Raw genomic sequence first — 25,919 nt, 5'->3', positions numbered from 1 at the left:
TCGCCGACAATCGTCGTCATGAGCACGCCGACGCCGCTCCCCGCCAGCACGACCGGCACGGCCGACAAGGTCGCCGCCCTCGACACCGCCTGCCCGCGCTGCGGCGGCGGCTTCCATTGCGGCGTGAACGACGGCTGGTGCGCCTGCTTCGGCACGCGGCTGGGCGAGGGCCTCAAGCGCGAGCTCGCCGCGCGCTGGCCCGACCGGTGCCTGTGCCTGCGCTGCCTGGGCGAACTGGCCCGCGACGATCCGGACAGCCACGTGCCGGACGCGCCGAAAAACCCGCCTGAGCCCCCGCTGTTGGGCGTTTGAAGGCGTACGCGGCACGGCCACAATCCGACCGATGCCCGCCTCCCCATTCAGCCAATCCGTCGCGGAGCGCCTCCAGGTCAGGCGCCTGGTGGTCTTCGGCCCCTTCCTGGCGCTGGGGCTGGTGCTGGTCGTGCTGTGGGCGCTGGTCCTCTGGTTCGCGCTGATCTATCCGAAGTCGCTGGTCGAAGACCTGCAGGACGACCTGCACAGCATCGCCCTCAACGCGGCCCAGGACACCGAACAGCTCCTGCGCGAGACCGAGGGCAGCCTGCGCACGCTCGACCTGCTGCTGCTCACCCGCAGGAACGAACGCCAGGACCTCGACGCGACCGTGTCGTTGCTCGCCGATTCGATGCGCGACAACTCGCGCGGGATCACCGACGTGATGCTGGCCAGCGCCGACGGACGCCTGTGGCGCATCCCGTCGGTCACCGGCGAACCCTATGTGGACCTCGGACGGAAGAGCTTCCTGTCCGAACTCGGCCGCCCCGGCGGACCGAGCGTCGTCCTCGGCGCGCCGATCCGGCTGCGGCCGGGCGCGCACTTCGTGCTGCCCATGGCCACGCGCCTGAGCGCGCCGACCGGATCGTTCACCGCGACGGTGGGCTTCATCGACCTCGACGTCCTGCTGCGCGTGTACCGCACGCGATCGATGCGCTCGGGCATGGCCGTGCTGCTGGAACGCGACGACGGCGTCGCGATGGCGCGCTGGCCCGAAGTCCCGGGCCTCATCGGCACCAACATGCGGCAGGTCCCCGGCGGCGAGGTGCTGCCGCCGAGCCCGCCGGCCAGCGGCCAGTTCATGGTGTCGCGGAGCCCGGCCGACGGACGCGACCGCATCGTCTCGTACCGCGTGCTGCAGGACTATCCGCTGCGTCTGTTCGTGTCCTTCGAGCGGGACCGCATCCTCGCCGGCTACCTTCAGCAGCGGCGCGCCGTGCTGGGCTTCTCGCTGGTGGTCACCGCGATCGCCGTCGGCCTGATGGCCTGGTTCACGCGGCTGCAGCAGCGCACCCGGCTGCGCGAAGCCGAACGCGAGGCCACCGCCGACGCGTCGCCGATGGGCCTCTTCCGCTGCGACCTGCAGGGGCGCACCGTGTATGCCAACGAGACCTACCTGCGACTGATGGAAGTCGACCGCAAGGACCTGGCCTGGGGATGGCTCGACCGCCTGCCCGCGTCGGAACGCGAGCTGACGCGCGAGCAGTGGGCCGCGCTGGTGGCCGTGGGCGAGCCGGTCGACCGCGTGCGGCAGCTGACGCGCCGCGACGGCACGGAGCTGCTGGTGCGCCTGCGGATGCGCCCGATGCGGCTGGGCGGGCGCGTCGTCGCGCATGCCGGCACGATCGCCGACATCACGCCCGAGCTCGCGGCCCGGCGCGAGCGCGAGCGCAGCCAGGCCGTCATGAGCGCGATGGCGCAGAGCGTCAACGTGATGATGCTGGCCGTCGACACCGATGAACGCGTGCTGTTCTGCAACAAGGCCTTCGAGCGCCGCTTCGACATCCCGGAGAAGTCCTGGCAAGGCCGCCACGCAGCGGACGTGTTCGACGACCTGTACCCGGCCGTGCATCCGCTGATCCAGCGCGCCTTCGCGGGCGAGACCAGCGTCGTCGAGATGCGCGACGACGACGGCGTCAGCCGCCCGATGCCGCTGGACGGCGACGACCGTGGCGAGACGCGCTACGTCGAACTCACCTACGCGCCGCTGCTCAACGATGACGGCACGATCCTCGGCGCCTACGGCGTCGCGCGCGACGTCACCGACGTGAAGCAGGAACAGATGCGGCTGCTGCGGGCCTCCAACACGGACCCTCTCACCGAGCTGCTCAACCGGGCCGGCTTCGCCTCGCAGGTCAACGCGGCGCTCGGCCGCGCGACCGACCGCGACGAGCTGGTGGCGCTGCTGTACCTCGACCTCGACCGCTTCAAGCCCGTCAACGACGAGTACGGCCATCCCGTCGGCGACGCGCTGCTGAAGGCCGTCGCCGGCCGGCTGCGGCACGCGCTGCGGCCGCAGGACCTGGTCGCCCGCGTCGGGGGCGACGAGTTCGCCGTGTTCCTGACCCACGTCGCGAAGCCGGTCGACGCGCAGGTCGTGGCCGACAAGCTGGTGCACGCGTTGACGATGCCGTTCCGCATCGGTGCGCTCGAACTCCACATCGGTACGAGCGTCGGGTTCTGCGTCCAGTGGGCGAGGCAGGCCGACATCGACGACCTCGTCACGCAGGCGGATGAGCAGCTCTACCGTGCGAAGCGGGCGGGGCGGGGGAGATCGAGCGGGAGCCTCTGCGCGGAGCGCAGGCCGGCTTCTGGCGCAGTGGGCGCGGTAGGCGCCGTGAGCGAGGTTGCGGACCCCGGGTTGCCAGGCGCGGGCTCTCCACGGGGCATGGGGGATCCCTCCAGGACCCCCAAGCCCCATTCCGGCCCCACGGAGGTCAGCTGACGTCGTGACGATTTGAGATCGGGGACTTCGTTGTCGAGGGATGCGGGCGTCAGCCGCAGTTGCCGAAGTCGCCGGGGTCGCGGCCGTTCAGGGAAGCGGTCGGTGTCGAGACGCCGTGCTTGAGGCGCATCAGCGTCATCTGCAGCACCTTGGCATCGGCGCTGGCGCGATGACGCCGCAGTTGGGCCTCGGCACGGACCTCCTGCTGGACGGCGTTCCAGCGCAGGGCCTCGTCCTCGCTGAGCAGGCGGCGCAGGTCCTCGATCCGGAAACGCGGCAGGCGGCCGACGCTGTCGAAGAGCTTGCTCATCCACGGGTAGTCGTGGCCCCAGCTGTCGGAGTAGACCGTCTGGCCCGCCAGGCGCTTGTTGAGCTCGTCGACGACCCATTCACGGGGACGGCCGTGGCGAAGCAGAAGCTCGCGCGTGATGCCGTGCAAGGCCTCCGCCTGCTCGTCCCAGTGCTCCCATTCGGGCGCCGGCTGGATCAACGAGCAGAACGGCAGACCGCCGGCCTCGACGAAGCCGATCTCGATCGGGTAGCTGCCGCGACCGAAACCGGAAGCCTCCAGGTCGAGGATGGTCGGCGCAAGGACCGGCGAGGCGACGGGCAGGACGGCAACGGTCATGGGCGCCAGTATGCAAGCGCCGGGCCAGCCGCGGGAGCCGCCCCCTCCTCAGATCAGGGGACGGCGGGCGTGGCCGAATGCAGGGCCGCCGGCGTGGCGGGAGCAGCCGTCGACACGGTCGTCGGCTTGGGCGCCTGGCCCGCCGCGTCGCCGTCGCCACTGTCGCCCCGGTCGCGACCCTGGCGCCGTTGCAGTTCGTGCCAGCCGTCCAGGCCGCCGTCTAGCGCCAGCACGCGCGGGTGACCGCGCTTCATGAGCTCGTGCGCGCCCTGGATGGCGGAGACCTCGTTCGGGCAGTTGCAGTAGAGGACCAGCAGGCGGTCGTCCGGCAACTGCTCCGCGTATTCGGGCAGGCGCGTCAATGGGATGTTGAGCGCGCCCGGCAGCGTGCGCGGATCGGCGGCGCGGCCCGGGTCGCTGCGGACGTCGATGAAGAGCGGCGCCATGTCCTGCTCGCAGAGGGCGGCGGCGTCCTCGACGCTGATGCGCTCCACTTCGCCCTGCAGCTTCGCCATCTGGCGGCGGCGGCGCCAGCGGTTGCCGATCAGGAGCGCGAGCACGGCGACGATCGCGGCCACCGCGAACATGCCGGCGTTGGAGAGGAAGTCCAGCACGTCCTGGATCTGGTCGCTGAAGATCAGGCCCAGGCCGAGGAAGCAGGCCGTCCAGACCAGTCCGGCGACGGCGTCATAGGCGATGAAACGGCGCCAGCCCATGCCGAGCGCGCCGGCCATCGGCGCTGCGACGACGGAGATGCCGGGCAGGAACTTCGCCGCCAGCAGCGAGCTGCCGCCCCAGCGCGCGATGAGGCTTTCGCTCTGGCGGACGCAGACGTCCGGCGACAGCGAGACGCGGCAGAGCAGGCGCAGCACGCGGTGACCATAGCTGCGGCCGGCGATGAACCAGATGGCGTCGCCCAGGACGTTGGCCAGCACGGCCGCCACGACCAGCGACAGCGCGGACAGGCGTCCCGCCGCGGCCAGTCCGCCCGCCACCACCAGCAGCGGCGCCGCGGGCACCGGCGCACCGACGCGCGCGGCCAGCGTCACGAGGAAGACGAGCAGGAAGTCGTGTTGGATCAGCAGGTCGATCAGGGCGCGCATGCCACGCATTGTCGCGGCTGCCGATGACACCCGTCGGCGGTGGGGCGATTCGTCACCCCCTTCAGGACACCAGGCGGGGTGCCTTGGGCCGGGCGACGAAGGCGAATTGCACCCACTTCGTCTCCTCGAGCTGCCGCCCGAAGAGCCGGAAAGCGAGCCGGCGCTTGATCGACGAGGTGTACCACTGCTCGTTGATGCCCTGGACGCTGAGCACCTCGTAGCCGCACTCGTCGAACATGCGCAGCGCGCTGGTGCGGGTGAAGAAGCGCAGGTGGGTGCGGTCGCGGACGCCGCAGGACTCATAGCGGAAGTCGCGGTCGTGGACGAGCGGCCAGATCGTGTCCAGGTGCAGCAGGTTGGGCAGCGAGACCAGCACGACGCCGCCCGGCGCGAGCAGCGGCGCGGCGTGGTTGAGCGCCTCCCAGGGGTCGGGCATGTGCTCCAGCACGTCGTTGAAGGAGATGACGTCGAAATGGGCCTCGGGCAGCGTCAGGGCGGGGCCGAAGAAGCCCTGCATCACCCGGTCCAGGTGGGCGGTGGCGCGTTCCGCGGCGCCGGCGTCGGGCTCGATGCCCCAGACCTCGGTCCCGGGACGGGCCTGCTTGACGGCTTCTCCGAAGGCGCCGGTGTTGCAGCCGACGTCCAGCACGCGCCGGCAGTCCTTCGGGAGGAAGGCCAGCATCTCGCGGCGCGCGGCGTGCGGATAGTCGAATCGGGCCAGGGGACTGGTGGAACGGAGAGCCGGCATGGATACCTCCTCGGCGCCCGCCACGAGCACCGCGGCGGTGCGCGAAGCATAGTCAGGAGCCGGTCCCCTCGACATCCTTCTCTTACGGGACAGGGAAGTCCCGACCGCCTGGGCTCAGGACAGGGAGTGGGCGACCGGGGAACGGGCCTCGCGACGGACGGCGCCGCGTCAGCGGCCGGCCCGCCGATTCAGAACGAGGTCCAGTCGTCGTCGCCGGCAAGGACAGGTTCGGCCACCGCCTTCGCAGGCGCGGGGGAAGGCCGGACCACGTGCAGGTCCGGCGCCGGTGCCGAACGGCGCCGCGGGGCGGGTGTGGCCGCGACGACGTGAACGTTCGGGCGCGAGCCGCCCGGCGCGGACGCGGGGGCCACCCTGGACACTGCCACCGACGCAAAACCCGACGCCGGAACGGGGCGGACCGGGGCGGGTCGTTGGGGTGACGATGCCCGTGCCATGGAACGGCCGTCGTCGGCCCGGGCCGCGGAGGGCGCGGCCGTCGCCGGTGTCCGGCCATCGTTGCCGATGCGGAAGACCGCCACCGCGCCGACCATGCCGGCGGCCTGCTGCTTCATGCTGTCGGCGGCGGCGGCGCTTTCCTCGACCAGCGAGGCGTTCTGCTGCGTGGCGCGGTCCATCTGGGTGATGGCCTCGCCGACCTGCGTGACGCCGGCACTCTGTTCGGCGCTGGCGGCGCTGATCTCGCCGACGATGTCGGAGACACGCCGGATGGCGCCGACCACCTCGGTCATCGTCGCGCCGGCCTGGTCGACCAGCCCGGTGCCCTGTTCGACGCGGGAGACGCTGTCGCCGATGAGCTGCTTGATCTCCTTGGCTGCGCTGGCCGACCGGCTGGCCAGGCTGCGCACTTCGGACGCCACGACCGCGAAGCCGCGGCCCTGTTCTCCCGCGCGGGCCGCTTCCACGGCGGCGTTCAGCGCCAGGATGTTGGTCTGGAAGGCGATGCCGTCGATGACGCCGATGATGTCGGCGATGCGGCGGCTGCTGTCGTTGATGCCGCGCATCGTCTCGACGACCTGCCCGACCACCTCGCCGCCACGCGAGGCGACCTCGCTGGCATTACGCGCCAGCTGGTTGGCCTGCTGGGCGTTGTCGGCGTTCTGGCGCACGGTGGCGCTCAACTGCTCCATCGAGGCGGCGGTCTCTTCGATCGCGGACGCCTGCTCCTCCGTGCGCGCGGACAGGTCGTTGTTGCCCTGGGCGATCTGGGTGCTAGCCATCGCGATCTGGTCGGCCGAGCCCCGCACCTGGCCGATCAGCGTGACCAGTTGCGACTGCATCGCGCCCATCGAGGCGAGCACGCTGTCGGCGGGCGCCGACGCCGCGCCTTCGACCGGGCGCAGGTCGCCGTCGGCGATGCGATGCGCGGCATCGGCCAGTTGCGCGGGTTCGGTGCCGAGCGCGGTCATCAGGCGACGCGTGATGAGCCAGCCGAGACCCACCGCCAGCCCGACCGCGGCCAGGCTGATCAGGGTCATCCACCAGCGTTGCGCCTGGTACTGGGCGGTGGAGGCGGCAGCCACTTCGTCCCCGGCCTTCGCGGCGTAATCGACGTACTCGCGAGCCGCCGCCAGCAAGGCCGCCAGCAGCGGGCGGCAATCCCGGGTCATCGTCTCCATCGCCTCGTCGCGCTTGCCTGCCGCGGCCAGCTCGACGATGTGCGCGGCGACGGGACCGTATCTGGATTCGACCTCGGCGATGCGACCCAGCAGTTCCCGCTCACGGGGCGTGACGTCCGGCGCGGCGGCGACGGCGTCACGCAGCTTGCGCAGGTGATCGCCGATCGCGGCATGCGCGTCGAGCGCCATCTTCTTCGAGGCCTCGATATCGGCCGCGTCCTTCACGATGACCATGTCGCGCACGCCGATGGCGCGGCGGTTGGCGTCGATGCGAACGTCGACAGCCATCGACTCGCGTTCGTTGATGCCGTGGACGAAGCCGCTGAAGCGGGCATCCGCGCCGGCGAGATTGCGCAAGGCGACCACGCTGACCAGCACCACGGCCGCGACCAGCGCGGCGAAGGCGAACATCAGCTGCTTCTTGACCGAAAGAGCATTCATGACCTGTCCCTGATGAGGCGTCGAAACGGTCGAAATGCTACTTTTGAAACTCGTGACGCGAATATGTCATTCACGACCCGCCGTGACGCAGTGCGGGATCGGTTTTCCCTCCCCCCGCATTCGCGGGGAAGGTCGCCGTGACGGCGATCACGGGACGCGTGGTTCCCCGATGGAGCCTGGGGATTCGACAGCCCATCGCTCCATGACAGGCGTGTGTCAACTGGCTCTCCGCGGGCACCCTGCTCGGGCGGTGCCGGGCGGAACCAAGGCCTCCTAGCATCGCGTGAATTTTTCACACGAGACACACTGCGCCATGGTCCACCTCCTGCCCCGCCGTTCCGCCTCCGACCTCCGCCATGCGCCGGTGTTCCGCCTGAGCGGCCTGGCGCTCGCCGCCCTGCTGCTGCAGGCGGGCACGGCAGGCGCCGCGTCGTTCGACCTCTGCGGCGCGTTCACGGCGGCGCAGACGCTGGGCAGCGGCAACGGCCAGACCGGCGCGCTCTGCGCGACGGGCACGCTCACGGTGGGCGGCTCGACCGTCGCAGTGACGGTCAGCGGCAACAACGCGACGCTCAACAACCTCGGCAGCATCGTGCAGACGGGCACCGGCCGCGTGATCCGCGACAACACCGGCGTGCAGAACCTGGTCATCGTCAACGGCAGCGCGAGCAACAGCACGGCACTGATGCGCGCCCAGGATGCAGACCTGATCCAGATGAACAAGTCGCCCGCGAGCGTCACGCTGACCAACTGGGGCAGCATGATCTCGACGAACGCGTCGGGCGGCGGCAACCAGGTGGTCGACTTCAACGCGATCGGCTCGGGCAGCAACATCGTCAACAACCAGGCCGGCGCGCTGATGCTGGCCTACGAGGCGGATGCGGTCCGTCCCGGCGTCAACGGCATCGTCAACAACGCCGGCACCATCCGCTCGGTCACGACGACGGGCTCGAGCAGCGATGGCATCGACTTCCAGGCCAACAGCGGCATCACGTTCAACAACCTGTCGGGTGGCCTGCTCGAAGGGGCTCGCCACGGGGTGACCGGCGGCCCGGAGACGGCGATCGCCTGGACCGGCACCATCGACAACGCCGCCGGCGCGACGATCCGCGGCATGAACGGCGCCGGGCTGAACTTCGACGGCTTCAATGCGCTGCAGGTGATCACGGTCCGCAACGCGGGGCTCATCACCGGCAACGGCCTGACCGGCGACGGAGACGGCGTCGATGTCGACGGCCCGCTGGACCTGACCAACAGCGGCACGATCCGCTCGATCAATGCCTTCTCGCCGCTGGGCAGCGGTCTGGCGTTCAGCGAGGGCATCTCTGCCGGTGGCGGCACGATCCGCAATACCGGCCTGATCGAAGGCCTGGTCGCGACCGGCAACACGAACGCGGCGGGCCGCGGGATCTCGCTGGTCGGCAACGACATCACCAGCGGCCCGAACGCCGGACTGCGCGAGGCGCTCTACGCCAACGCGACCGTGATCAACGGCGTCGGCGGCGTGATCCGCGGGTCCAGCGATTCGGCGATCTACATCGGCGGACTGGGCGGCAGCGGCAAGCTGGTCCGCATCGACAACCAGGCCGGCGGCACCATCATCGGCGGCGGGACTGCGGCAGCGATCCGGTCGGCCTCGGACTACGACACGACGGTGATCAACGCCGGTCGCATCGACGGCAGCGCCAGCGGCGTCGCCATCGACCTGGGCGCGGGCCGCAGCACGCTGGTGGTCAGCGGCGGTCAGGCGGTGATCCTCGGCGACGTGCATGGCGCCAGCGGCGCGGGCTCGGCGACGGTGCGCTTCGAGGTCGGCAACGGCAACCAGTTCAGCTACGCGGGCGCGTTCAGCAACGTCAACCAGATGCAGGTCGAGAGCGGCCGCGTCGTGCTGACCGGCGAGAGCCGGAACATCGGCACCGTGACGCTGGACGGCGGCGTGCTCGAGCTGCAGGGCGACCAGCGGCTGGGCGCCGCCGGCGCGCTGGAAGTGAACGGCGGCACGCTGAAGGTGACCGGCGGGAACCAGAGCTTCGCGAGCCTGGCGCTGCTGGGCAGCGGCGCGTTCGAGCTCGACGGCGCGGGACTGAATTTCGCCTCGCTGGGGAGCATCGTGGCGGGCAGCCTGCTGCAGGTGACGCAGGTCGGCGCCGGCTACGCGCTGCGCTTCGCGGGCGACCTGTCGCATGACGCGAGCTTCCTCAGCCTCGTCGCCGCGACGAAGATCAACGGCCTGGCCGCCACCTACAACTTCAGCAACGGCTTCACGACGCTCGGCGCGAGCGCGGTCCCGGAGCCGTCGACCTACGCGATGCTGCTCGCGGGCATCGCCGTGCTGGGATGGCGCCTGCGCAAGCGCAGCGCGGCCGCCTGAGCGCGCCGCGCTGAACGCTGTACTCCCGCGCTTCTTCAGCGCATCGCCACCGGCGCCCAGAAGATGTAATCGGCCTGGTAGTCGACGACCTGCTTCTGGCCGACGCCCATGGCGTCGCAGGCGGTCTGCGGCGCGACCCCGCCCTTGGTCGCCACGCGCTGGATGTGGCTCACGCCCTGCATGGCACCCATGCCCACGGCCGGGTTCGCCTTCACCAGCTGCAGCGGGATGCTGCCCGCCGAGGCCGGTGCCACCGCGACCTGCGTGCCGGTGACCTTGGAGCCATCGCGGGCCTCCCAGGTGGCGGGCGGGCCGTAGTACTTGCCGACCACGGTGCTGCGACGGTCGCTCAAGGTCGCGTCCGGGCCGACGAACACCCACTCGAACTGCCCCGCCATGTCCTTCTTCGCGCGGCACTCGTAGGTGATCTTGCCGACGCCGACGGTCTCCATCGACACCTTGTGGCCATCCGGCACCTGCACGGCGGCCGGCAGGCCGGCCTGGGAGAACGCCGGCGCGTTCGAGCCCGACGGACCGGACATGGCGCAGGCACCGAGCAGCGCGACCGGCGCCAGCAGGACAAGGACGGACTTCGTACGGGTCGTCAGGGCGTTCAGGGCGTTCAGCGGGGTCATCGCAGCTCCTCGGGGGTTGGCGGCGAGGCCGAAATGCCCCACCGGAACGCTGTACGCAAACGCCGCCTTAACGGATTCGTTTCCCGCGAAAAAGGTTCGCGCGCGGGTCTGCGCTACGATCAGCCGATAGACCGTGAGCCTGTCATCCGAAGTCTTCGCTTCGTCTCTCCTGCCGGAAGCCGTGCAAGTCCTCGCCTTGATTGCCTGGCGAATCTGTCCGCTCCGCATGTCGCGGGGCGGGATCGGAGGAGGAGCACCATGCCTGTCCCACAAACCCTCGACGAGCTACGCGCTTCGTTGCGGCAGAGTGTCGATGCGCTCCAGCGCCGTCAGGCCAATGAGATTCCAGAGAAGCTGATCGACCGCCTGGTCGACCTGGACTGGTTGGAATGGCACGGCGGCGGCCTTCGGTTGACCACCACCGGGACCAACGTCCACCGCCAGGAGCTGGCCCGGATTCGCGCAATGGCGGAAACGTCAGGCTCATCGATCACCCCCAACCTATCGGAGGCCGATATCGCTACCCCCAACTACTCATACGAAAAACGCCAACGCGAGCTGGCCAAGAAAAAGAAGAAGGAAGAGAAGGCCCATCGCAAGGCCAGCGGTGCAGGCTCGGACGCGCCGCCGGACGACGTGAACAACGCCGCCGGCCCCGTCGGCGAAGCCGCCCCGGCGGAAGACAAGGCTCCTGGCCAAGCCTGAAGCCCGGCCGCGGCGGGGGCAGTCACCCGCACTGCCCCACGAACCCGCACGCGGTGCAGAACTCGCACCCGTCGCGGTGGATGAGCGTGGCGTTGCCGCACTCGGGACACTTCTTGCCGGCCATCGCCACGATGCCGCCGGCTTCCGAGGCGGCGCGCGCCGACCCTGCGGCCGCAGCGGCCTTGAGCGGTGCCTGCTGCATCAGCCCCATGTCGACGAGCGGATAACCGCTCTCGTCCAGCACCCCCAGCATCGCGTAGCGGTGGATGACCAGACGCGCGACATACGCGACCGTCGACGGCCACACCTGCTGCCGTCTTTCCCCTGAGAGCGTCGGCACCGGCGCCATGAAGTGGCCCAGCGGCTCGCCGACGTTGAGCAGCTTGCGCAGCTTCATGCCGATCCAGCCCGGGTCGAGCACGCGCATGTCCAGCGACAGCAGACGCGCCAGCCCATCCAGCGCCTTCGGATAGTTGCCTGAGAAGCCCATCGCGCACGGCCGCGTGACGCTGCCGCCGTCGGGCGTGGGCAGGCTCACCTCCTTGAGCGTCAGCGTGAACAGCTCGCTGGTCGCGGGGTTGTCCACGTCGACGGCCCACGCGAGCGTGCCGGCCGTGCCGGTGCGCGGCTCCTCGCGCGAGAACATCGCATCGAGCACCGGCGTCGGGCCGCCTTCCTGCAGCGCGCCGAGCTGCTCGCAGCGCCAGCGGATCACCGCGGCGGTCGCGGCGACGACGCCCGGGAACAACCGCGGCTCGCCGAGCGGCGGCATCGGCATCTCGAACGCGCGCTCCTCGGCCACGGTCGCCAGCGCGTCGAGCTTCAGCCGCAGCCAGGCCGCGTCATTGGCGCGCAGGTCCATCGACAGCGTCTTCGCCAGCGCGCCGAGGCCCCGCGGCTGCTCCGCGCCGTTGACCCAGACCTCGAAGGGCAGCGTGCGGCCGAAGAGGCCCGCGTCCGGCCCCTCCGCCGGCAGCTCGCCGACGAAGAGCGCGAAGTCGCCATGCGGGTGGCGGATCATGGTCGACCACGCCGGATTGCCGCCGGGCATCTCAGGCCGGCTCGGCCAGCGCAGCGAGGCGAGCACGGGCTTGGGCAGGCGCTCGACGCGCAACCGCTGGTTGGGACCAATGTCCGCCTTCAGCGGCTCGGGCTTGGCGATCGGCTCGACGCTGAGCACCGCGCCGAGCACGCTGTTGGGACGGTAGGTGGCGAGGCCCTTCAGGCCGCTCTTCCAGGCCAGCCGGTAGAGGTCCTGGAAATCGGCGTAGGGATAGTCGGCCGGGACGTTGACGGTCTTGGAGATCGAGGTGTCGACGTACGGCGCGACGGCCGCGACCATCGCCTCGTGATCGGACGCCTGCAATTCCAGCGCGGTGACGAAGGCATCGGTCAACGGCGCGTCGGCGCCGAACAGGTGCCGATAGAGCCGCCAGGCGTGGTCCTCGACGGCGTACTCCTTGAAGGAGTTGTCGGGCATCCGCTTGCGACGGGTGTAGCTCCACGAGAACGCGGGCTCGATGCCGTTGCTGGCGTTGTCGGCAAAGGCCAGCGAGATCGTGCCGGTCGGCGCGATCGAGAGCAGGTGCGAGTTGCGCAGGCCCTGCGCGCGGATCTTGTCCTTCAGCCACGGCGGCAGCCGCGAGGCGAAGTTGCCGCCCGACAGGTAGAGATCGGCGTTGAAGAGCGGGAACGCGCCGCGCTCGATGGCGAGGTCGGCGGATGCTTCATAGGCAGCGTCGCGCATGATCTCGCTGATGCGCCGCGCCATCGCGCGGGCGGGCTCGCCGTCGTAGCGCAGGCCGAGCATCACCAGCGTATCGCCGAGGCCGGTGAACCCGAGTCCGACACGCCGCTTGTTGCCGGCCTCGCGCGCCTGCTGCGGCAGCGGCCACGGCGTCACGTCCAGCACGTTGTCGAGCATGCGGGTGGCGGTCTTGCAGATGTCGGCGAACCCTTGCTCATCGAAGCGGGCTTTCGCTGTGAAGGGATCACTCACACAGAGAGCGAGATTGATCGATCCGAGGCAGCAACATCCATAAGAAGGTAGGGGCTGTTCGGCACACGGATTCGTCGCGCTGATCGACTCGCAGTAATGCAGGTTGTTGTCCGCATTGATCCGATCCAGGAACAGCACCCCGGGCTCCGCGTGGTCGTAGGTGGAGCGCATGACCTGATCCCACAGCTTGCGGGCGCGCATCCGGCGGTAGACCCACAGTCCGTCCGCCCGCTGCGTCGCGCCGGCCGCGCGCTGCTTGTCGCCCGGCGCCGCCTTGTGCACGAGCTCGATGTCCGCGTCCGCCTCCACCGCCTCCATGAACGCGTCCGTCACGCCCACCGAGATGTTGAAGTTCTTCAGGTCGCCCTGGTCCTTGGCGTGGATGAACTCCTCGATGTCCGGGTGGTCGCATCGCAGCACGCCCATCTGCGCGCCGCGCCGCGAGCCGGCCGATTCCACCGTCTCGCAGCTGCGGTCGAACACCCGCATGTAGCTCACCGGCCCCGATGCGCTCGACTGCGTCGACTTCACGTACGCGCCCTTGGGCCGGATCCGGGAGAAGTCATAACCGACGCCGCCGCCGCGCCGCATCGTCTCGGCGGCCTCGGTCAACGCCGTGTAGATGCCAGGGTGGCCGTCCTCTTCCTCCGCGATCGCATCGCCCACCGGCTGCACGAAGCAGTTGATCAAGGTGGCCGACAGCCCCGTCCCCGCCGCCGAGGCGATCCGCCCCGCCGGCACGAAGCCGCGCCGCTGCGCCTCCAGGAACTTCGACTCCCAGTGCGCGCGCTGCTCCGGCGACTCCGCTGCCGCCAGCGCCCGCGCCACCCGCGCCCGCACCTCCTCGAGGCTGCGTTCGCCGTCCTTCGCGTATTTCTCCAGCAGGACCTCGGCGCTGATGTCCTGCGGCGGGAGCGTCTCTGCCGTCGCCTGCAGCGGCAGCTGCGACGAAGCCGCAGGCGCGGTGGACGGAACAGTCGGGGGTACGGTCTGCTGGGTCATGCGGGGGGTCTCCATCAGCGTCACACAAGGGTCTCGGACCATCCTAGTCCCGCCTCGCCCCACGCCCTGTCCCTCATCCACGAATGCGTCATGGCCTGGCCGCGCGATCGTCATCCGCTCCGCCTGCCGCACCGATCGTCCGGCCGTCGCGATCACCACATCCGCTCGTCACCAAGCAGTGGTCCGCGTGTCCACCGGTAAGCACGCACTTGCAGCGCGCACACCATTTGATGCGACTGCAACGGCGTTTCCCCGGGTTGGCCCCATAGTTTGGTCGGATAGCGGACGCTATTCTTTTCGGTTATGACTCCCGATAAGGTCTTGCGGTCCAGCCCCAACACGTTGGGCGATCTGGAACAAGGCTGCGCCGATGCCCGCCGTCTGATCCTGGACGGCCAACTCGACGCAGCCCGTTCCCGTCTGGACGAGTTGCGCAAGATCCACGGCGACAACCACGCGCCTATCCAGGAGACCTTCAGCGCCCTGGCCGAAGCCCATGGCGACTTCAGCGTCGCCCTCGCCCACTTCAAGCGCTTCCATCTGCTGGCCATCGAATCCGGCGCGTCCTCGCCGCTGGCCTCGCGCGATCAGTTGCTCGCGCGGCTGGTCGAGCGCCAGCAGCAGAACTCCCCAGACATGGCCTGGTGCCTGGTCGCGCTGGGCGCGGCGCGGGCGCCCGCCGGCGCGCTGCCGCACATGCTGCGCCAGCAATGCCGGGCGCAGGACGTGCTTGCGCTCGGACAGGGCGAGGCAATGCTCATGCTGCTGCACGACGTCGACCTGCCCACCGGCCGCAAGGTCTGCGAGCGCTTCCGCGCGGTGTGGATGCAGCAGCAGCCGACCGCCGGTCCGCTCAGCATGGGCCTCACGGCCTGGCGCGGCCCCGGCGACACCGGCAGCGGCCTGCTCGGCCGGGCCGAACAGGCGCTCGCCCGCAGCCAGCGCGAAGGCGCGCCGCTGCGCACCGGCTGAACCCGGCCGACGGTCCGCCTGGCCGGGTCCCAGGGCCGAGTCTTGCCCGGCCCCACCGGCCTGCTCGATCGCAATGCCTCAGAACGGATTGATCGTCTTCTCGCGCCGGTAGTGCAGGTAGCCGACGCTCGCGCCCGCGCGCAGCCCCACGCCCAGCCGGATCGGTGCCAGTGTGATGCCGTCGGCGCGCTGGTAGTTCACGCCCGCGCCGCCGATGTAGTACAGACTGCCATCCACGCCGGGGAAACGGCGATAGATCGCGCTCGCCTTCGGCAGCTTGTAGACCAGCGTGAACACCTTGGACGCATTGCCGCCGACGTCGAACCCCACCGACGGCCCCGCCCAATAGACGTTGCCGCCGCCGCCGCGCTTCATGATCAGTTGGCCCTCGCCGTAGCGCAGACCCACGGTCAGGGCGCCGCTGGCCTCCTGACCCTTGATGTACGCGTTCGGGCGGCCCTGGTCCTTGAAGGCTTTCTCGATCACCTTGGCCAGGCCTTCGGTCGTTTCGCCGAAGAACTCGGTCGCCTCATGCAGGACCGAGTTCTGGTCGTAGGTGTCGTCCTCGTTGTCGGCGGCCAACGCCGGCAGCACGGCCAGGCCGGGCGGCAGCACCAGCCCCGCGGCGGCGTAGCGGCCCAGCCGTCCCAGCGCGTCGCGGCGCGCGCGCATCGTCGGCGCCTCGCTGAGATCGATCAGTCCCTCGGTCGGCATGTCATGTCGGTCCATGTGATTCTCCGGGTAAGTCTGGATGGCGTGGGGTTCTGGCCTCGCCCGCGCCGGGCCAGGTCGGACGGCAAAAAGAGTGCCCGCCCTGCGAACCGATGGATGCTACCCCCCGCCGTGACAAACGGTGTGCGCGGCGCGGCGGCGCGCCGATACACTCCCCTTCACGCCGTCGAGAGGGAACCGGTTTCCAGAACAAGGAGCGGCGATGCATGCAAAACGCAGTCGTGACAAGAGTGCATCAAGGAGGACATGCAGTGAGCAGTGATCTGCCCCGTCTGGCGCGAGCGCTGGAGTACCTGGACATGGCGTCGGCGCTCTATGTGGGCGGCGGCGCGGACCATTCCGCGCAGCTGCTGGCGGCCGCCGGCGAGCGCCTGCTGGGCGACCTCGCGCGGTTGATCCAGTCCCCCGAGCATGGCCATGAGGTCCAGCAGCTGCTGGGCCGGCTCACCCAGGCGCATGTCCCGTCGCAGGTGCCGGAAGTCGTCGGCCACAACCAGTCCCGCCAGCTCCAGGCGATGCTGTCCCGTGCCGAGACGCCCGAATCGACCGAGCTCCGCCAGGCCACGTCCGCGCTGCTGCGCGCCTCGTGGTACTTGCTGGAGACGATGGGGCTGGAACCGCTCGCGCCCTCGCGCCTGCATCAGGCGATCGAGAAGAGCACGATCTACGCCGAGCTCTGAACGCCGGCCCACCCGGAAGACACCATGAGCGCCGCCGAACGCCGTCACTTCTCCCGCATCGCGTTCGCCGGTCCGGCGCAACTGGTGACGGTCGAGCAACGCCTGCCGGTGCAGGTGCTGGACCTGTCGCTGAAGGGCGCGCTGCTGCTGCTGCCGCCCGGCTCGGACGTCGAGCCCGGCGCGCTGTGCCTGCTGGACCTGCCGCTGGCGCCGCATGACGGCCGCATCACGATGGCGGCGCAGCTGGCCCACGTGGAAGGCGATCGCGCCGGGTTGCTCTGCCTGGGCATCGACATCGAGAGCATCACCCACCTGCGCCGCGTCATCGAGCTCAACCTCGGCGACGCGACGCTGGCCGAGCGCGATCTCAAGGCGCTCGTGGCGTCCTGACGCACGCGTCTCTCCCGCCGATCATTCGGCGATGAACTTCCTCAGCACCGCGAAGGCCGCGACCGGATCGTCGCGCCACGCGCCGTGGCCGACCCCGGGGAAACGCGCCAGCTGACGCCACTGCGCGGGCAGCGCGTCGTGGATCTCGAGCGCATCCTCGAGCGGGCAGACCGGGTCGTCCTCGCCCACCATCACCAGCACCGGGCACTGCGCCTTCTCCAGCCCCTTCAGGAGGCCGAGGTCCTGCTTCTCGCCGCTGACGAAGTGCAGCAGGATGTCCAGGTTGACCAGCGTGCGGCCGCCCGCCTCGGGATCGGCCGCCGGCTGCGTGTTGTAGAGGTGCCGCACGCCGGACCAGTAGGCCTCGAAGGTCTCGCGCGTCGGCCGGCTCCAGAAGGCCTCGGCCAGCGCGCGGGCCTCGGGTCCGCCGCGCCGCTCGAAGGCGTCGAGCTTGCGCGCCAGCCCCATGTGGTGCGAGGTGCTGGACAGGATCACCTTCGACGCATGCCCGGGATGCCGCGCGATGTAGCGTTGCGCGACGAAACCGCCGAAGGACTGGCCCAGCACGATCGGCTTCTCGATGCCCAGCGCGTCGCAGAGGCGGACGATGTCGTCGGCCCACATGTCCAGCGTCCACTCGGACGACGGCCGCGGATCGCTGCGGCCATGGCCGCGGTGGTCGTAGTAGACGACCTGCGCCAGGTCCGCCAGCTGGCTGAACGCCGGCTTGAAGGCCGCATGGTCGAAACCCGGCCCGCCGTGCATGCAGATCAGCGTCGGCTTCTCCCGCATCCGTGTCCCGTCCGGCACCAGGCCGGGTCCCTCGACGTCCACGAACAGGCGGGCGCCATTGCCGATATGGATCTTCATGGGCGGCGAGTATGCCGTGTCCTTGCCGGGCCCGTGCCGCGTCCGCCCCACGGATGCCGGACTCGTCCGACCCTGGGCGGCTTCGTCGCACGCCCGCTGGCGGACCCCGCGCACGGCGGACAGAATCCCGTCCATGTCCGATGTGTCCCCCGCCCCGCTCGCCGGTGAACCGCCCGCGCCCCGCCGTTCGGCGCGGGACGCCGCGCTGCAGCTCTTCAACCTGCGCATGATCGCGGCGGCCTTCTACTTCTGCCTTGCCATGGCAGGCTCCCGCGCGCTTACCTGGCTGACGCAGGACGACGGCGTCAGCGACTGGCTCATGGAGTGGCTGCGCTTCACCCGGCAGACGCTGCTGACCGCGCTCTGCGTGCTGGCCGCGCTGGCCCTGGTCGAGGCCCTGCTCACCCGCTGGCGGACCCGTTGGCCGGTCGCCGTGCGCGCCGTCGCGATCGCCGCCGGCGCCACCATCGGCACGCTGCTGCGCTACAAGGTCGCCAACCTGGGCGATCCCGACGCGCCGCTGCATTGGGACTGGGTGCTGTCCACCTCGCTGCTGTGGCTGGTGCTGGGCGGCTTCTTCGCTGCGCTGCTGCACGGCGTCCGGGAGGAACGCAGCGCCCAGGCCCGGCTCGCCGAACTCGCCCGCCAGCACGACACGCTGCAGGCGCAGCAGATGGAGGCCCAGTTCTCCGCGCTGAATGCGCAGATCGAGCCGCACTTCCTGTTCAACACGCTGGCCAACGTGAAGCGCCTCTACGAGACCGCGCCCGAACGCGGCCGCGACATGATGGGCAGCCTGATCGCCTACCTGCGCGCGGCGCTGCCGAGCATGCGCCAGGGCACGTCGACGCTGGGCCAGGAGCTGGAACTGGCGCGCAGCTACCTCACCATCCTGCAGATGCGCATGGGCGAGCGCCTGCGCTTCGACATCGAGGCCGACGCGGCGCTCTTCGCCACGCCGCTGCCGCCGATGGTGCTGCCGACGCTGGTGGAGAACGCCATCAAGCACGGCCTGTCCCCGCTGCCCGAGGGCGGCCGCATCGACATCTCCGCGCGGCGCGAGCCCGGTGGCCAGGGGCTGGTCCTGGAAGTGCGCGACACCGGCCAGGGCTTCGCCGCCAGCGGCGGCAGCGGCGTGGGCCTGGCCAACACCCGGGCCCGGCTGACGGCGATGTTCGGCCGCGAGGCCTGCCTGGAACTCGAGGCGGCGGCGCCGCGCGGCGTGGTCGCGCGGGTGCGCGTGCCGCTGGGCGGCACGGCGCCGCTGGCCCACACGGCTTCCGCGAGCACCGCGGCCACGGCCGGATCCGTCTCATGAGCGCGGCCACCTGGCTGTCCCACGTCTGGTACTCGTGGCGGTCGCTGCGCCGCGAGGAGCTGTCGTGGTTCCTCCTGATGGGCATCTTCTTCGGCCTGCTGGACGTGCCCTCCATCTTCTACGTGATGGACAACCCGCGCTGGCCGGCGGCCTTGACCAACCAGCTGCTGACGCCGCTGCTGGTGGCGCTGGCGCTGCTGCTGACCTGGCTGCCGGCCGCGCGCAGCGCGCTGGACGACCGCTGGCGGATCGCGCGTCTGGGCGCCGCCGTGGTGATCGGCGCGCTGCTGGCCAAGCTGCTGTACAGCCAGCTGATGCCGCTGCTGCAACTGCCCTCGATCGCCGAACTGGCGCGCGAGCGCAAGGGCGAGGGGCCGTACCTGCCGATCCGCTGGCTCAGCTTCGTCGGCGAAAGCCTGTCGATCTGCGTGAACGCCGGCCTGTCGGTGGCCTGGATCGAAATGGTCATGCGCCGTCGGCACACGCGCGCCCGGCTGGAGGCGCTGCTGCGCGAGCAGAGCGCGATGCAGCGCGACGCGGTCGCGGCGCGGCTCGCCGCGCTGCAGGCGCAGGTGGAGCCGCAGTTCCTGTTCGACACGCTGGTCGACATCGAGCGCGCCTATGAACGCGCCGACCACGAGGCGCCCGAGCAGATGGAGCGCCTGATCCGCCACCTGCGCGTGGCCCTGCCCCGCTTGCGCGAGCGCGGCGTGACGCTGGCCTCGGAGGCGGCGCTGCTGGACAGCTACCTCGCCGTGGTCGCGGGACGCCATCGCCGGCTGCTGCCCTTGACGACGGACTGGTCGGCGTGGCTCGCCACGCGGCCGTTGCCGCCGATGCTGTTGCTGCCGCTGGCGCAGCTGATGCTGCGCGACGCCACGCGGCTGCCGTCGCAGGCCCGCCTGAGCGCACAGGAATCGCCCGGCGGCGGCCTGCGGCTGCGGCTGTCGTTCGACCGCGGCGGCCTGGGCGGCGAGGAGACCTCGCTGCACGCGCTCGGCGAGCGGCTGGAACGCCTCGAACGCGCGCCCGGCGCGCCGCCGCCGCGGCTGCAGTGCCGCAGCAACGCCGAGGACACCGAATTCACGCTGGAGCTGCCCGCATGACCCCGCACCCGACCGCCGTCGTCGCCGAGGACGAGGCCACCCTGCGCCATGAACTCGTCGAGCGGCTTTCGCAGCTGTGGCCGGAGCTGGACATCCTCGGCGAGGCCGCCGACGGCGTGCAGGCGCTGCGGCTGCTGCACGAGGTCAAGCCCGACGTGCTGTTCCTCGACATCGAGATGCCGGGCGCCACCGGCCTGGACGTGGCGCGCCAGGTGCAGGGCCGCTCGCACGTCGTGTTCGTCACCGCGTACGACCAGTACGCCGTCGCCGCCTTCGACGAGGGCGCGGTGGACTACCTGCTCAAGCCGCTCGAGCCCGCGCGGCTGTTCACCGCGATCCAGCGCATCAAACAGCGCCTGTCCGGTCCGCCCGCCGACCTGAGCGCGGTGCTGAGCCAGCTCGGCGCGCAGGCGGGCACGACCACGAAACGGCAGTACCTGCGCTGGATCAACGCGTCGGTCGGGCAGACGCTCAAGCTGATCACCGTCGACGAGGTGCTGTACTTCCAGTCCGACAGCAAGTACACGCGTGTCGCCACGCGCCAGGGCGAGGCGCTGATCCGCAAGCCGCTCAAGGAGCTGGTCGAGGAACTAGATCCGCAGCAGTTCTGGCAGATCCACCGCTCGACGCTGGTCAACGCGGCGGCGGTCGCCGGCGTGTCGCGCGATTTCCGCGGCCGCATGCAGGTCAAGCTCAAGGAGAGCGAAGACGCGCTCATCGTCGCGGAGAGCTACACGCATCTGTTCCGGCAGATGTAGCCTGCTCGTCGCCAAGCTGGACTCATCCCCGAGGCTCGGCTGTCGCCTACATGACCTCACAGGCATTGATCGACTCCCACAATCGTCCACAAACGACGGGAGACAGCCATGGCCATCGACGCCGCCGCCGACAGCAACACCACTGCCGCCAGCGAACATACGCACACCCGCATCTGCCCGCTCTGCGAGGCCTGCTGCGGGCTCGAGATCCGCACCCGCACCTCCGCCGAAGGCACGGCCATCGTGTCCATCCGCGGCAATGACGCGGACCCGTTCAGCCACGGCTACCTCTGCCCCAAGGGCGTCGCGCTGAAGGACCTCCATGAGGATCCCGACCGCCTGCGCCAGCCGATGCGCCGCCGCGCCGACCGCTCGGGCTTCGACCCGATCGGCTGGGACGAGGCCTTCGAGGAGATTGCGCAACGCCTGCCGCCGCTGCGCGCGCAGTTCGGCGCCGACACGGTCGCGTTGACCATCGGCAATCCGGCCTCGCACAAGATCGGCCTGTTCAGCTACTTCCCGCATCTGGCGCGCGCGCTCGGCACGCGCAACCTGTTCTCGGCCTCGACGCTGGACCAGATGCCCAAGCAGCTCGCCTGCGGGCTGATGTACGGCCACTGGCTCAGCGTGCCGGTGCCGGACCTGCCGCGCACCGACCTGTTCATCTGCCTCGGCGCGAATCCGATGGTCAGCAACGGCAGCCTGTGGACCAGCCCCGACTACCGCGGCAAGGCCAAAGCGATGCGCGCGCGCGGGGGCCGGATCATCGTCATCGATCCGCGCCGCACCGAGACCGCGCAGGCCGCCGACGAGCACCTCGCGATCCGCCCCGGCGGCGACGTCTTCCTGCTGCTCGGGCTGCTGCACACGGTGTTCGAGGAAGGGCTCGTCAAGCTCGGCAAGATGGCCGATCACATCGAGGGCCTGGACGCGCTGCGAGCCGCCGTCGCCGACTTCCCGCCCGAACGCGGCGCGGCGCACTGCGGCATCTCCGCGGAGGCGCAACGGCGGCTCGCGCGCGAGTTCTCGACGACGCCGAAGGCCGTCCTGTACGGCCGCTTCGGCACCTGCACACAGCGCTTCGGTTCGCTGAACAGCTGGCTGATCGACGCGCTCAACATCGTCACCGGCCACTTCGACACCGAGGGCGGCCTGATGTTCCCGAAGGCCGCGGCCTTTGCGGCCAACACGATGGGCCGGCCCGGCCAGGGCAAGGGCGTCGCGACCGGCCGTCGCCAGAGCCGCGTCGGCAAGGCGCCCGAGGTGATGGGCGAGTTCCCCATCAGCTGCCTCGCCGAGGAGATCGAGACGCCCGGCGACGGACAGGTCCACGCGCTGATCACCGTGGCCTGCAACCCGGTGCTCTCATCGCCGAACGGTGCGCGGCTCGCGCGCGCGCTCGACGGCCTGGACTTCATGGTCAGCCTGGATCCGTACATCAACGAGACCAGCCGTCACGCCGACCTGGTCCTGCCGCCGCCGTCGCCGCTGGAGGACTGGCACTACGACATGGTGTTCGCGCAGCTGTCGTGGCGCAATCACGCGCGCTGGTCCGGCCCGGTGATGCCTGCCGATACCGGCGTCAACGCCGATGCCAGTCCATCGACCGAAGCGCCGCGCGCCGAATGGCAGACGCTGCTGCGGCTGGCCGCGATCGCCGCGGGCCAGCCCGCCGACGCGGACCTGCAGGCCTTCGACGACGCCGCGCTCCGCGCCGAACTCAAGCGCCAGACCGGCGACCATGCCGACACGATCTTCGCGATGCTGGACGGCGGCTCGGGCCCGGCGCGCTGGCTCGACCTGGGCCTGCGCTCCGGTCCGTACGGCGACGGCTTCGGCGCGAAGCCGGACGGCCTCACGCTGAAGCGCGTGCGCGCCGCGCCGCATGGCATCGACCTCGGTGAACTGCAGCCGCGGATCCCCGAAGTCCTGCGCACGACCTCGGGCCGCGTCGAGCTGGCGCCGCCCGCGCTGCTCGCGGACCTCGTCCACGCGGATGCCGCCCTGCGCCACCCGACCGGCGACGAACTGCTGCTGATCGGCCGGCGCGAGACCCGCAGCAACAACAGCTGGATGCACAACCTGCCGGTGCTGGCGAAGGGCCGGGACCGCTGCACGCTGCTGGTCCATCCCGACGACGCCGCGCGCGCCGGCCTGGCGGACGGCCAGTCCGCGCGCCTGAGCAACGCGCGCGGCAGCCTGATCGCGCCGGTCACGCTCAGCGCGGACATGCGGCCGGGCGTCGTGAGCCTGCCGCATGGCTGGGGCCACGACCTCACCGGCAGCCGGCTCTCGGTCGCCGCCCGGCATCCGGGCGTGAACATGAACCTGCTGCTGGACGACGAGGCCCGCGACCCGGTCTCGGGCACCTCGGTGCTCAGCGGGATCCCCGTGCGCCTGAGCGCGGCGGCATCGTGAGCAGACTCTCCGGCGCACCGGCCGCCGGCTTCGCCGGGAACCGTCCCGCCAGCACGCCGCTGACCAGTTCGAGGTGGTGCATCACCTCCCACTGCTTGCTCAGCGCGCGCGTCGGCACGATGCCGTCGATGAGCCCCGTGAGGTAACGCCGCACCGCCTCGGTGGGACCGAAGCTGACGTCGGTCCGGTCCAGCGCCGCATGGAAGGCCAGCAGCGCCTGACGGAAGCGAGCATCCGCGCCGCCCTCCTCGGGACCGAATCGCCCGCCCATGAAGTGCTCGATCCAGAACTCGCCGGAGGCCGGCGCGATGCGCAGGCAACTGAGCCGGAAGGCCGCGAGCCGGGACGGCAGTTCCGGCGCTTCCGGGCGCGAGGGCAGCGTCGTGTAGTCCGAGAACCCGGCCAGCCCATCATCGCGGAACGTCACTGCGCGATCGGTGAACAGGTGCCGCTCGCTGACGCGCAGCGCCGGGCTTTCCGGCAGCCGCCGGTCCTCCACCCACACGCAGCCGGCGGCGCCGATCGCCGTGCGCGCCGCCGGCGTGGGTTCGGTGTCCTTGAAGAAGACCATCCGCACCTGCGCGCCGCCGAGCAGCGCCATCACCTCGTGCAGCGGCGGAGCGTCGGGCCCGACGACCAGTCCCAGCGGCCTCGCGCCGAACAGTTGCACGAAGCGCCGCATCACGGCCGGCGTCAGGGACGGACCGAGCATCAGCGTCGGATGGATCCATTGCCGCTGCGGCAAGGAGGTGAACAGCTGACGGCCCCATTCCAAGGATTGCGCCGGCGGCAGCAGTTCGAAATCCTGCCGCACGGGATTGACGACCAACCAGACCTGGAGCCGGTGCGTCTCGCAGGCCTCGAGCGTATGACGCACCGAGGTGACCGCCTGGCGCACCGGCTCCAGCACCGGCTGCAACTGGCCCTCCGACCCGAGCACCGGGGCGAGGTGCCGCAGGGCCAGCACCTCCTTCTGTTTGCCATGGAGATAGGGAAAGTACATCGACTCGGCCTCCGCCTTGCTCATTGAAAGAGGCGCGATGATGAGGAGCACTGACCGATCCGTCAGCAGCGATTGCCTTCATGTGTGAGGCAAGTCAAAGGACTCGCAAAAAAGATCAAAAGCGACGAGTCGAGATCGCACCGCCCACAGGGGTCGCGACACTGATGCGCCCCTTTTTCCGGGGCAGGTGATGCGGCCAAGAAAAAGGGACCGCGTGTGCGGTCCCTGCGAGGAGAACAGCGGTCGGCGGATCGCGCCGCCGATACCGTTCAAGACGTGCTTTTCAAGGCGTGCCGCTCAAGGGTTGCTCGAGGGCTTGGCCTGCTGCGACTGGCCCATCGCGGCCAGTTCGGCCTCGCTGATGATCTCCATCGCGCGCACGACCTTCTGCACGCCGCGCACGCCGCGTGCGATGTCGGTGACGCGGGTCGCTTCGCGTTCGGTCACGCGGCCCATGATGTACACGTTGCCGCGTTCGACCACCACATAGAACGCGTTCGAGATCAGATCTTTTGCGTCGACCAGGCTGGCCTTGACCTTGGCCGCGATCGCCACGTCGTTGGCGCGGCTGGACAGCGAACTCAACATGCCGACACCGACCTCGTTGAGCACGCTGCCGACGTTCTCGACGCCCTGCGCGATGCGCTCGACGGCGGCCTTGTCCTCGTCGTTGCGGGTCTCGCCGGTCAGCAGCACCATGCGGTTGTAGCTGTTGACGCTGATGTGCACGCGGTCGCCGAGCTGCTCGCGGATGCGGTTGGAGGTCTTGAGCTCGATGCCCTGGTCCTCGAGCTGCGTGCCGGAGGTGCGGCGGTCGGTCGCCACGAGCGCCCCGCTCACCGCGGCGCCGCCGACGATCAGCGGCACGCACGCGGTCTGCAGCAGGGCGCCGCCGAGGGCGGCGGCAAGGATCAGGCGGCGGTTCCAACGGGTGGGGGTCATCGGGAGGTCCTTCGAGGTCGGGAGGGAGGTCGTCGGCATCGCCGTCGGGTTCAAGGTCGGGGTCGCGTCAGGTTCGAGCTCGGGGTCGAGTTGCGGATCGACGTCCGGATCATTCGCCCGCGCCGAGCAGCTGCAGATCGATCGCGTCGCTGAGGCAGTGGGAGAGCAGGCGGTGCGCTTCCGCCACCCGCGCGAAGCGGCTGTGCGGCACGCGCAGCTGCACGTCGGTGTCGAGCAGCGTGCCGCGCCACTCGTCGTCCTGCGTGCCGCTGAGCACGATCACGCTCATCTCCTGGCCGTGCGCCACCTGCAGCAGCGCAGCGGCCGCGCCGCTGGCCTGCGCCTCGTACAGCAGCAGCAGATCGCCGGGATGGCCGAAGGTCTGGATCTGCCGCATCAGCGCCGACGCCGGATCGGCGTAACCCTGCGCCTGCGCGTCCAGCGCGATCGCGGCCAGGCCGGGCCGTTCCTGTTCGAAGCGGCCGGACAGCAGCGAGGCCATGTAGGTCGCGTCCGCGGCCGAGATGCCCAGGCCCGCGCTCAGCACGCGGCCGCCGCCCGTCAGCGCGTCCACCATCATCTGCGCCGCGACCGCCAGCGGGCGCGACAGGCCCTCGGCGATCTGGTACAGCAGGTCCGCGCTTTCGAAGAATTGTTGTTGTATGCGTTGTTCCAACATAGGTGCGGGGATGATAAAGGC

General features: G+C 70.4%; 22 protein-coding genes. 11 read left to right on the top strand and 11 right to left on the bottom strand.

The window, feature by feature from the left end:
* The first annotated feature begins 18 nt into the window (after positions 1–18).
* Positions 19–312, top strand: coding sequence for a cysteine-rich CWC family protein (locus tag AC07OZ_RS13830; protein WP_495467675.1), 294 nt, complete (start codon positions 19–21; stop codon positions 310–312).
* A 31-nt stretch (positions 313–343) separates the two neighbouring features.
* Positions 344–2,758 (top strand): bifunctional diguanylate cyclase/phosphodiesterase, encoded by a 2,415-nt coding sequence (locus AC07OZ_RS13825; protein ID WP_495467674.1) that lies wholly within the window; start codon positions 344–346, stop codon positions 2,756–2,758.
* Positions 2,759–2,807: 49 nt separating this feature from the next.
* Here the strand turns inward: AC07OZ_RS13825 and AC07OZ_RS13820 are convergent, their stop codons facing one another.
* The 4 genes from AC07OZ_RS13820 to AC07OZ_RS13805 all read right to left on the bottom strand — a co-directional run bounded on the left by AC07OZ_RS13820 (position 2,808) and on the right by AC07OZ_RS13805 (position 7,315).
* Positions 2,808–3,386, bottom strand: coding sequence for a 3'-5' exonuclease (locus AC07OZ_RS13820; protein WP_495467673.1), 579 nt, complete (start codon positions 3,384–3,386; stop codon positions 2,808–2,810).
* A 53-nt stretch (positions 3,387–3,439) separates the two neighbouring features.
* Positions 3,440–4,489 carry a VTT domain-containing protein gene (locus AC07OZ_RS13815; RefSeq protein ID WP_495467672.1) on the bottom strand — a complete coding sequence of 350 codons (1,050 nt, stop codon included), beginning with the start codon at positions 4,487–4,489 and terminating at the stop codon, positions 3,440–3,442.
* A gap of 61 nt (positions 4,490–4,550) precedes the next feature.
* Positions 4,551–5,237 carry a class I SAM-dependent methyltransferase gene (locus AC07OZ_RS13810; protein ID WP_495467671.1) on the bottom strand — a complete coding sequence of 229 codons (687 nt, stop codon included), beginning with the start codon at positions 5,235–5,237 and terminating at the stop codon, positions 4,551–4,553.
* A gap of 188 nt (positions 5,238–5,425) precedes the next feature.
* The gene (locus AC07OZ_RS13805; RefSeq protein ID WP_495467670.1) at positions 5,426–7,315 is read right to left on the bottom strand and encodes a methyl-accepting chemotaxis protein; all 1,890 of its coding nucleotides are present in this window, start codon (positions 7,313–7,315) and stop codon (positions 5,426–5,428) included.
* 313 nt (positions 7,316–7,628) lie between these two features.
* On the opposite strand from AC07OZ_RS13805, the gene AC07OZ_RS13800 reads away from it, so the two are divergent.
* Entirely contained in the window at positions 7,629–9,689 is a 2,061-nt protein-coding gene (locus tag AC07OZ_RS13800) for a beta strand repeat-containing protein (protein WP_495467669.1), read from the top strand.
* Positions 9,690–9,724: 35 nt separating this feature from the next.
* Here the strand turns inward: AC07OZ_RS13800 and AC07OZ_RS13795 are convergent, their stop codons facing one another.
* On the bottom strand, positions 9,725–10,324 hold the full coding sequence (locus tag AC07OZ_RS13795) for a DUF3455 domain-containing protein (RefSeq protein ID WP_495467668.1): 600 nt from the start codon (positions 10,322–10,324) through the stop codon (positions 9,725–9,727).
* Positions 10,325–10,582: 258 nt separating this feature from the next.
* Between AC07OZ_RS13795 and AC07OZ_RS13790 the strand changes: the two genes are divergently transcribed.
* On the top strand, positions 10,583–11,029 hold the full coding sequence (locus tag AC07OZ_RS13790; protein WP_495467667.1) for a hypothetical protein: 447 nt from the start codon (positions 10,583–10,585) through the stop codon (positions 11,027–11,029).
* 22 nt (positions 11,030–11,051) lie between these two features.
* Here AC07OZ_RS13790 and AC07OZ_RS13785 read toward each other — a convergent pair whose 3' ends face one another.
* Positions 11,052–14,030: an adenosylcobalamin-dependent ribonucleoside-diphosphate reductase gene (locus tag AC07OZ_RS13785; RefSeq protein WP_495467666.1), complete on the bottom strand. Its 2,979-nt coding sequence runs from the start codon at positions 14,028–14,030 to the stop codon at positions 11,052–11,054.
* A gap of 321 nt (positions 14,031–14,351) precedes the next feature.
* On the opposite strand from AC07OZ_RS13785, the gene AC07OZ_RS13780 reads away from it, so the two are divergent.
* On the top strand, positions 14,352–15,002 hold the full coding sequence (locus AC07OZ_RS13780; protein WP_495467665.1) for a hypothetical protein: 651 nt from the start codon (positions 14,352–14,354) through the stop codon (positions 15,000–15,002).
* A gap of 78 nt (positions 15,003–15,080) precedes the next feature.
* Here the strand turns inward: AC07OZ_RS13780 and AC07OZ_RS13775 are convergent, their stop codons facing one another.
* Positions 15,081–15,731: a DUF1134 domain-containing protein gene (locus AC07OZ_RS13775; protein ID WP_495467664.1), complete on the bottom strand. Its 651-nt coding sequence runs from the start codon at positions 15,729–15,731 to the stop codon at positions 15,081–15,083.
* 254 nt (positions 15,732–15,985) lie between these two features.
* Between AC07OZ_RS13775 and AC07OZ_RS13770 the strand changes: the two genes are divergently transcribed.
* Both AC07OZ_RS13770 and AC07OZ_RS13765 read left to right on the top strand, forming a co-directional pair.
* Positions 15,986–16,414, top strand: coding sequence for a hypothetical protein (locus AC07OZ_RS13770; RefSeq protein ID WP_495467663.1), 429 nt, complete (start codon positions 15,986–15,988; stop codon positions 16,412–16,414).
* A gap of 24 nt (positions 16,415–16,438) precedes the next feature.
* Positions 16,439–16,804, top strand: coding sequence for a PilZ domain-containing protein (locus AC07OZ_RS13765; RefSeq protein ID WP_495467662.1), 366 nt, complete (start codon positions 16,439–16,441; stop codon positions 16,802–16,804).
* 21 nt (positions 16,805–16,825) lie between these two features.
* Here the strand turns inward: AC07OZ_RS13765 and AC07OZ_RS13760 are convergent, their stop codons facing one another.
* Positions 16,826–17,674 carry an alpha/beta fold hydrolase gene (locus AC07OZ_RS13760; RefSeq protein WP_495467661.1) on the bottom strand — a complete coding sequence of 283 codons (849 nt, stop codon included), beginning with the start codon at positions 17,672–17,674 and terminating at the stop codon, positions 16,826–16,828.
* 133 nt (positions 17,675–17,807) lie between these two features.
* On the opposite strand from AC07OZ_RS13760, the gene AC07OZ_RS13755 reads away from it, so the two are divergent.
* The 4 genes from AC07OZ_RS13755 (at position 17,808) to AC07OZ_RS13740 (ending at position 23,274) form a co-directional block, all read left to right on the top strand.
* A complete protein-coding gene (locus AC07OZ_RS13755) occupies positions 17,808–18,992 on the top strand; it encodes a sensor histidine kinase (protein WP_495467660.1) in 1,185 nt (394 codons plus the stop codon).
* Complete coding sequence (locus AC07OZ_RS13750; RefSeq protein ID WP_495467659.1) at positions 18,989–20,098, top strand: histidine kinase; 1,110 nt, start codon at positions 18,989–18,991, stop codon at positions 20,096–20,098. The genes AC07OZ_RS13755 and AC07OZ_RS13750 overlap by 4 nt, the downstream gene beginning before the upstream one ends.
* On the top strand, positions 20,095–20,856 hold the full coding sequence (locus tag AC07OZ_RS13745; RefSeq protein ID WP_495467658.1) for a LytR/AlgR family response regulator transcription factor: 762 nt from the start codon (positions 20,095–20,097) through the stop codon (positions 20,854–20,856). Before AC07OZ_RS13750 ends, AC07OZ_RS13745 begins: the two co-directional genes overlap by 4 nt.
* A 108-nt stretch (positions 20,857–20,964) precedes the next feature.
* Complete coding sequence (locus AC07OZ_RS13740; protein ID WP_495467657.1) at positions 20,965–23,274, top strand: molybdopterin-dependent oxidoreductase; 2,310 nt, start codon at positions 20,965–20,967, stop codon at positions 23,272–23,274.
* Here AC07OZ_RS13740 and AC07OZ_RS13735 read toward each other — a convergent pair.
* The 3 genes from AC07OZ_RS13735 to AC07OZ_RS13725 form a co-directional block, all read right to left on the bottom strand.
* Positions 23,234–24,328 carry a sce7725 family protein gene (locus AC07OZ_RS13735; RefSeq protein WP_495467656.1) on the bottom strand — a complete coding sequence of 365 codons (1,095 nt, stop codon included), beginning with the start codon at positions 24,326–24,328 and terminating at the stop codon, positions 23,234–23,236. The genes AC07OZ_RS13740 and AC07OZ_RS13735 overlap by 41 nt on opposite strands.
* Positions 24,329–24,574: 246 nt before the next feature.
* Positions 24,575–25,219 (bottom strand): BON domain-containing protein, encoded by a 645-nt coding sequence (locus tag AC07OZ_RS13730; RefSeq protein WP_495467655.1) that lies wholly within the window; start codon positions 25,217–25,219, stop codon positions 24,575–24,577.
* Positions 25,220–25,328: 109 nt separating this feature from the next.
* Complete coding sequence (locus tag AC07OZ_RS13725) at positions 25,329–25,898, bottom strand: SIS domain-containing protein (RefSeq protein ID WP_067277832.1); 570 nt, start codon at positions 25,896–25,898, stop codon at positions 25,329–25,331.
* Between the last annotated feature and the right edge of the window lie 21 nt (positions 25,899–25,919).

It is taken from the genome of Roseateles sp. GW821-FHT09G03 (genome assembly GCF_059416045.1).
The sequence above is the reverse complement of the archived record's forward strand: the minus strand, read 5'-3'. Positions and strand labels throughout refer to the sequence as shown.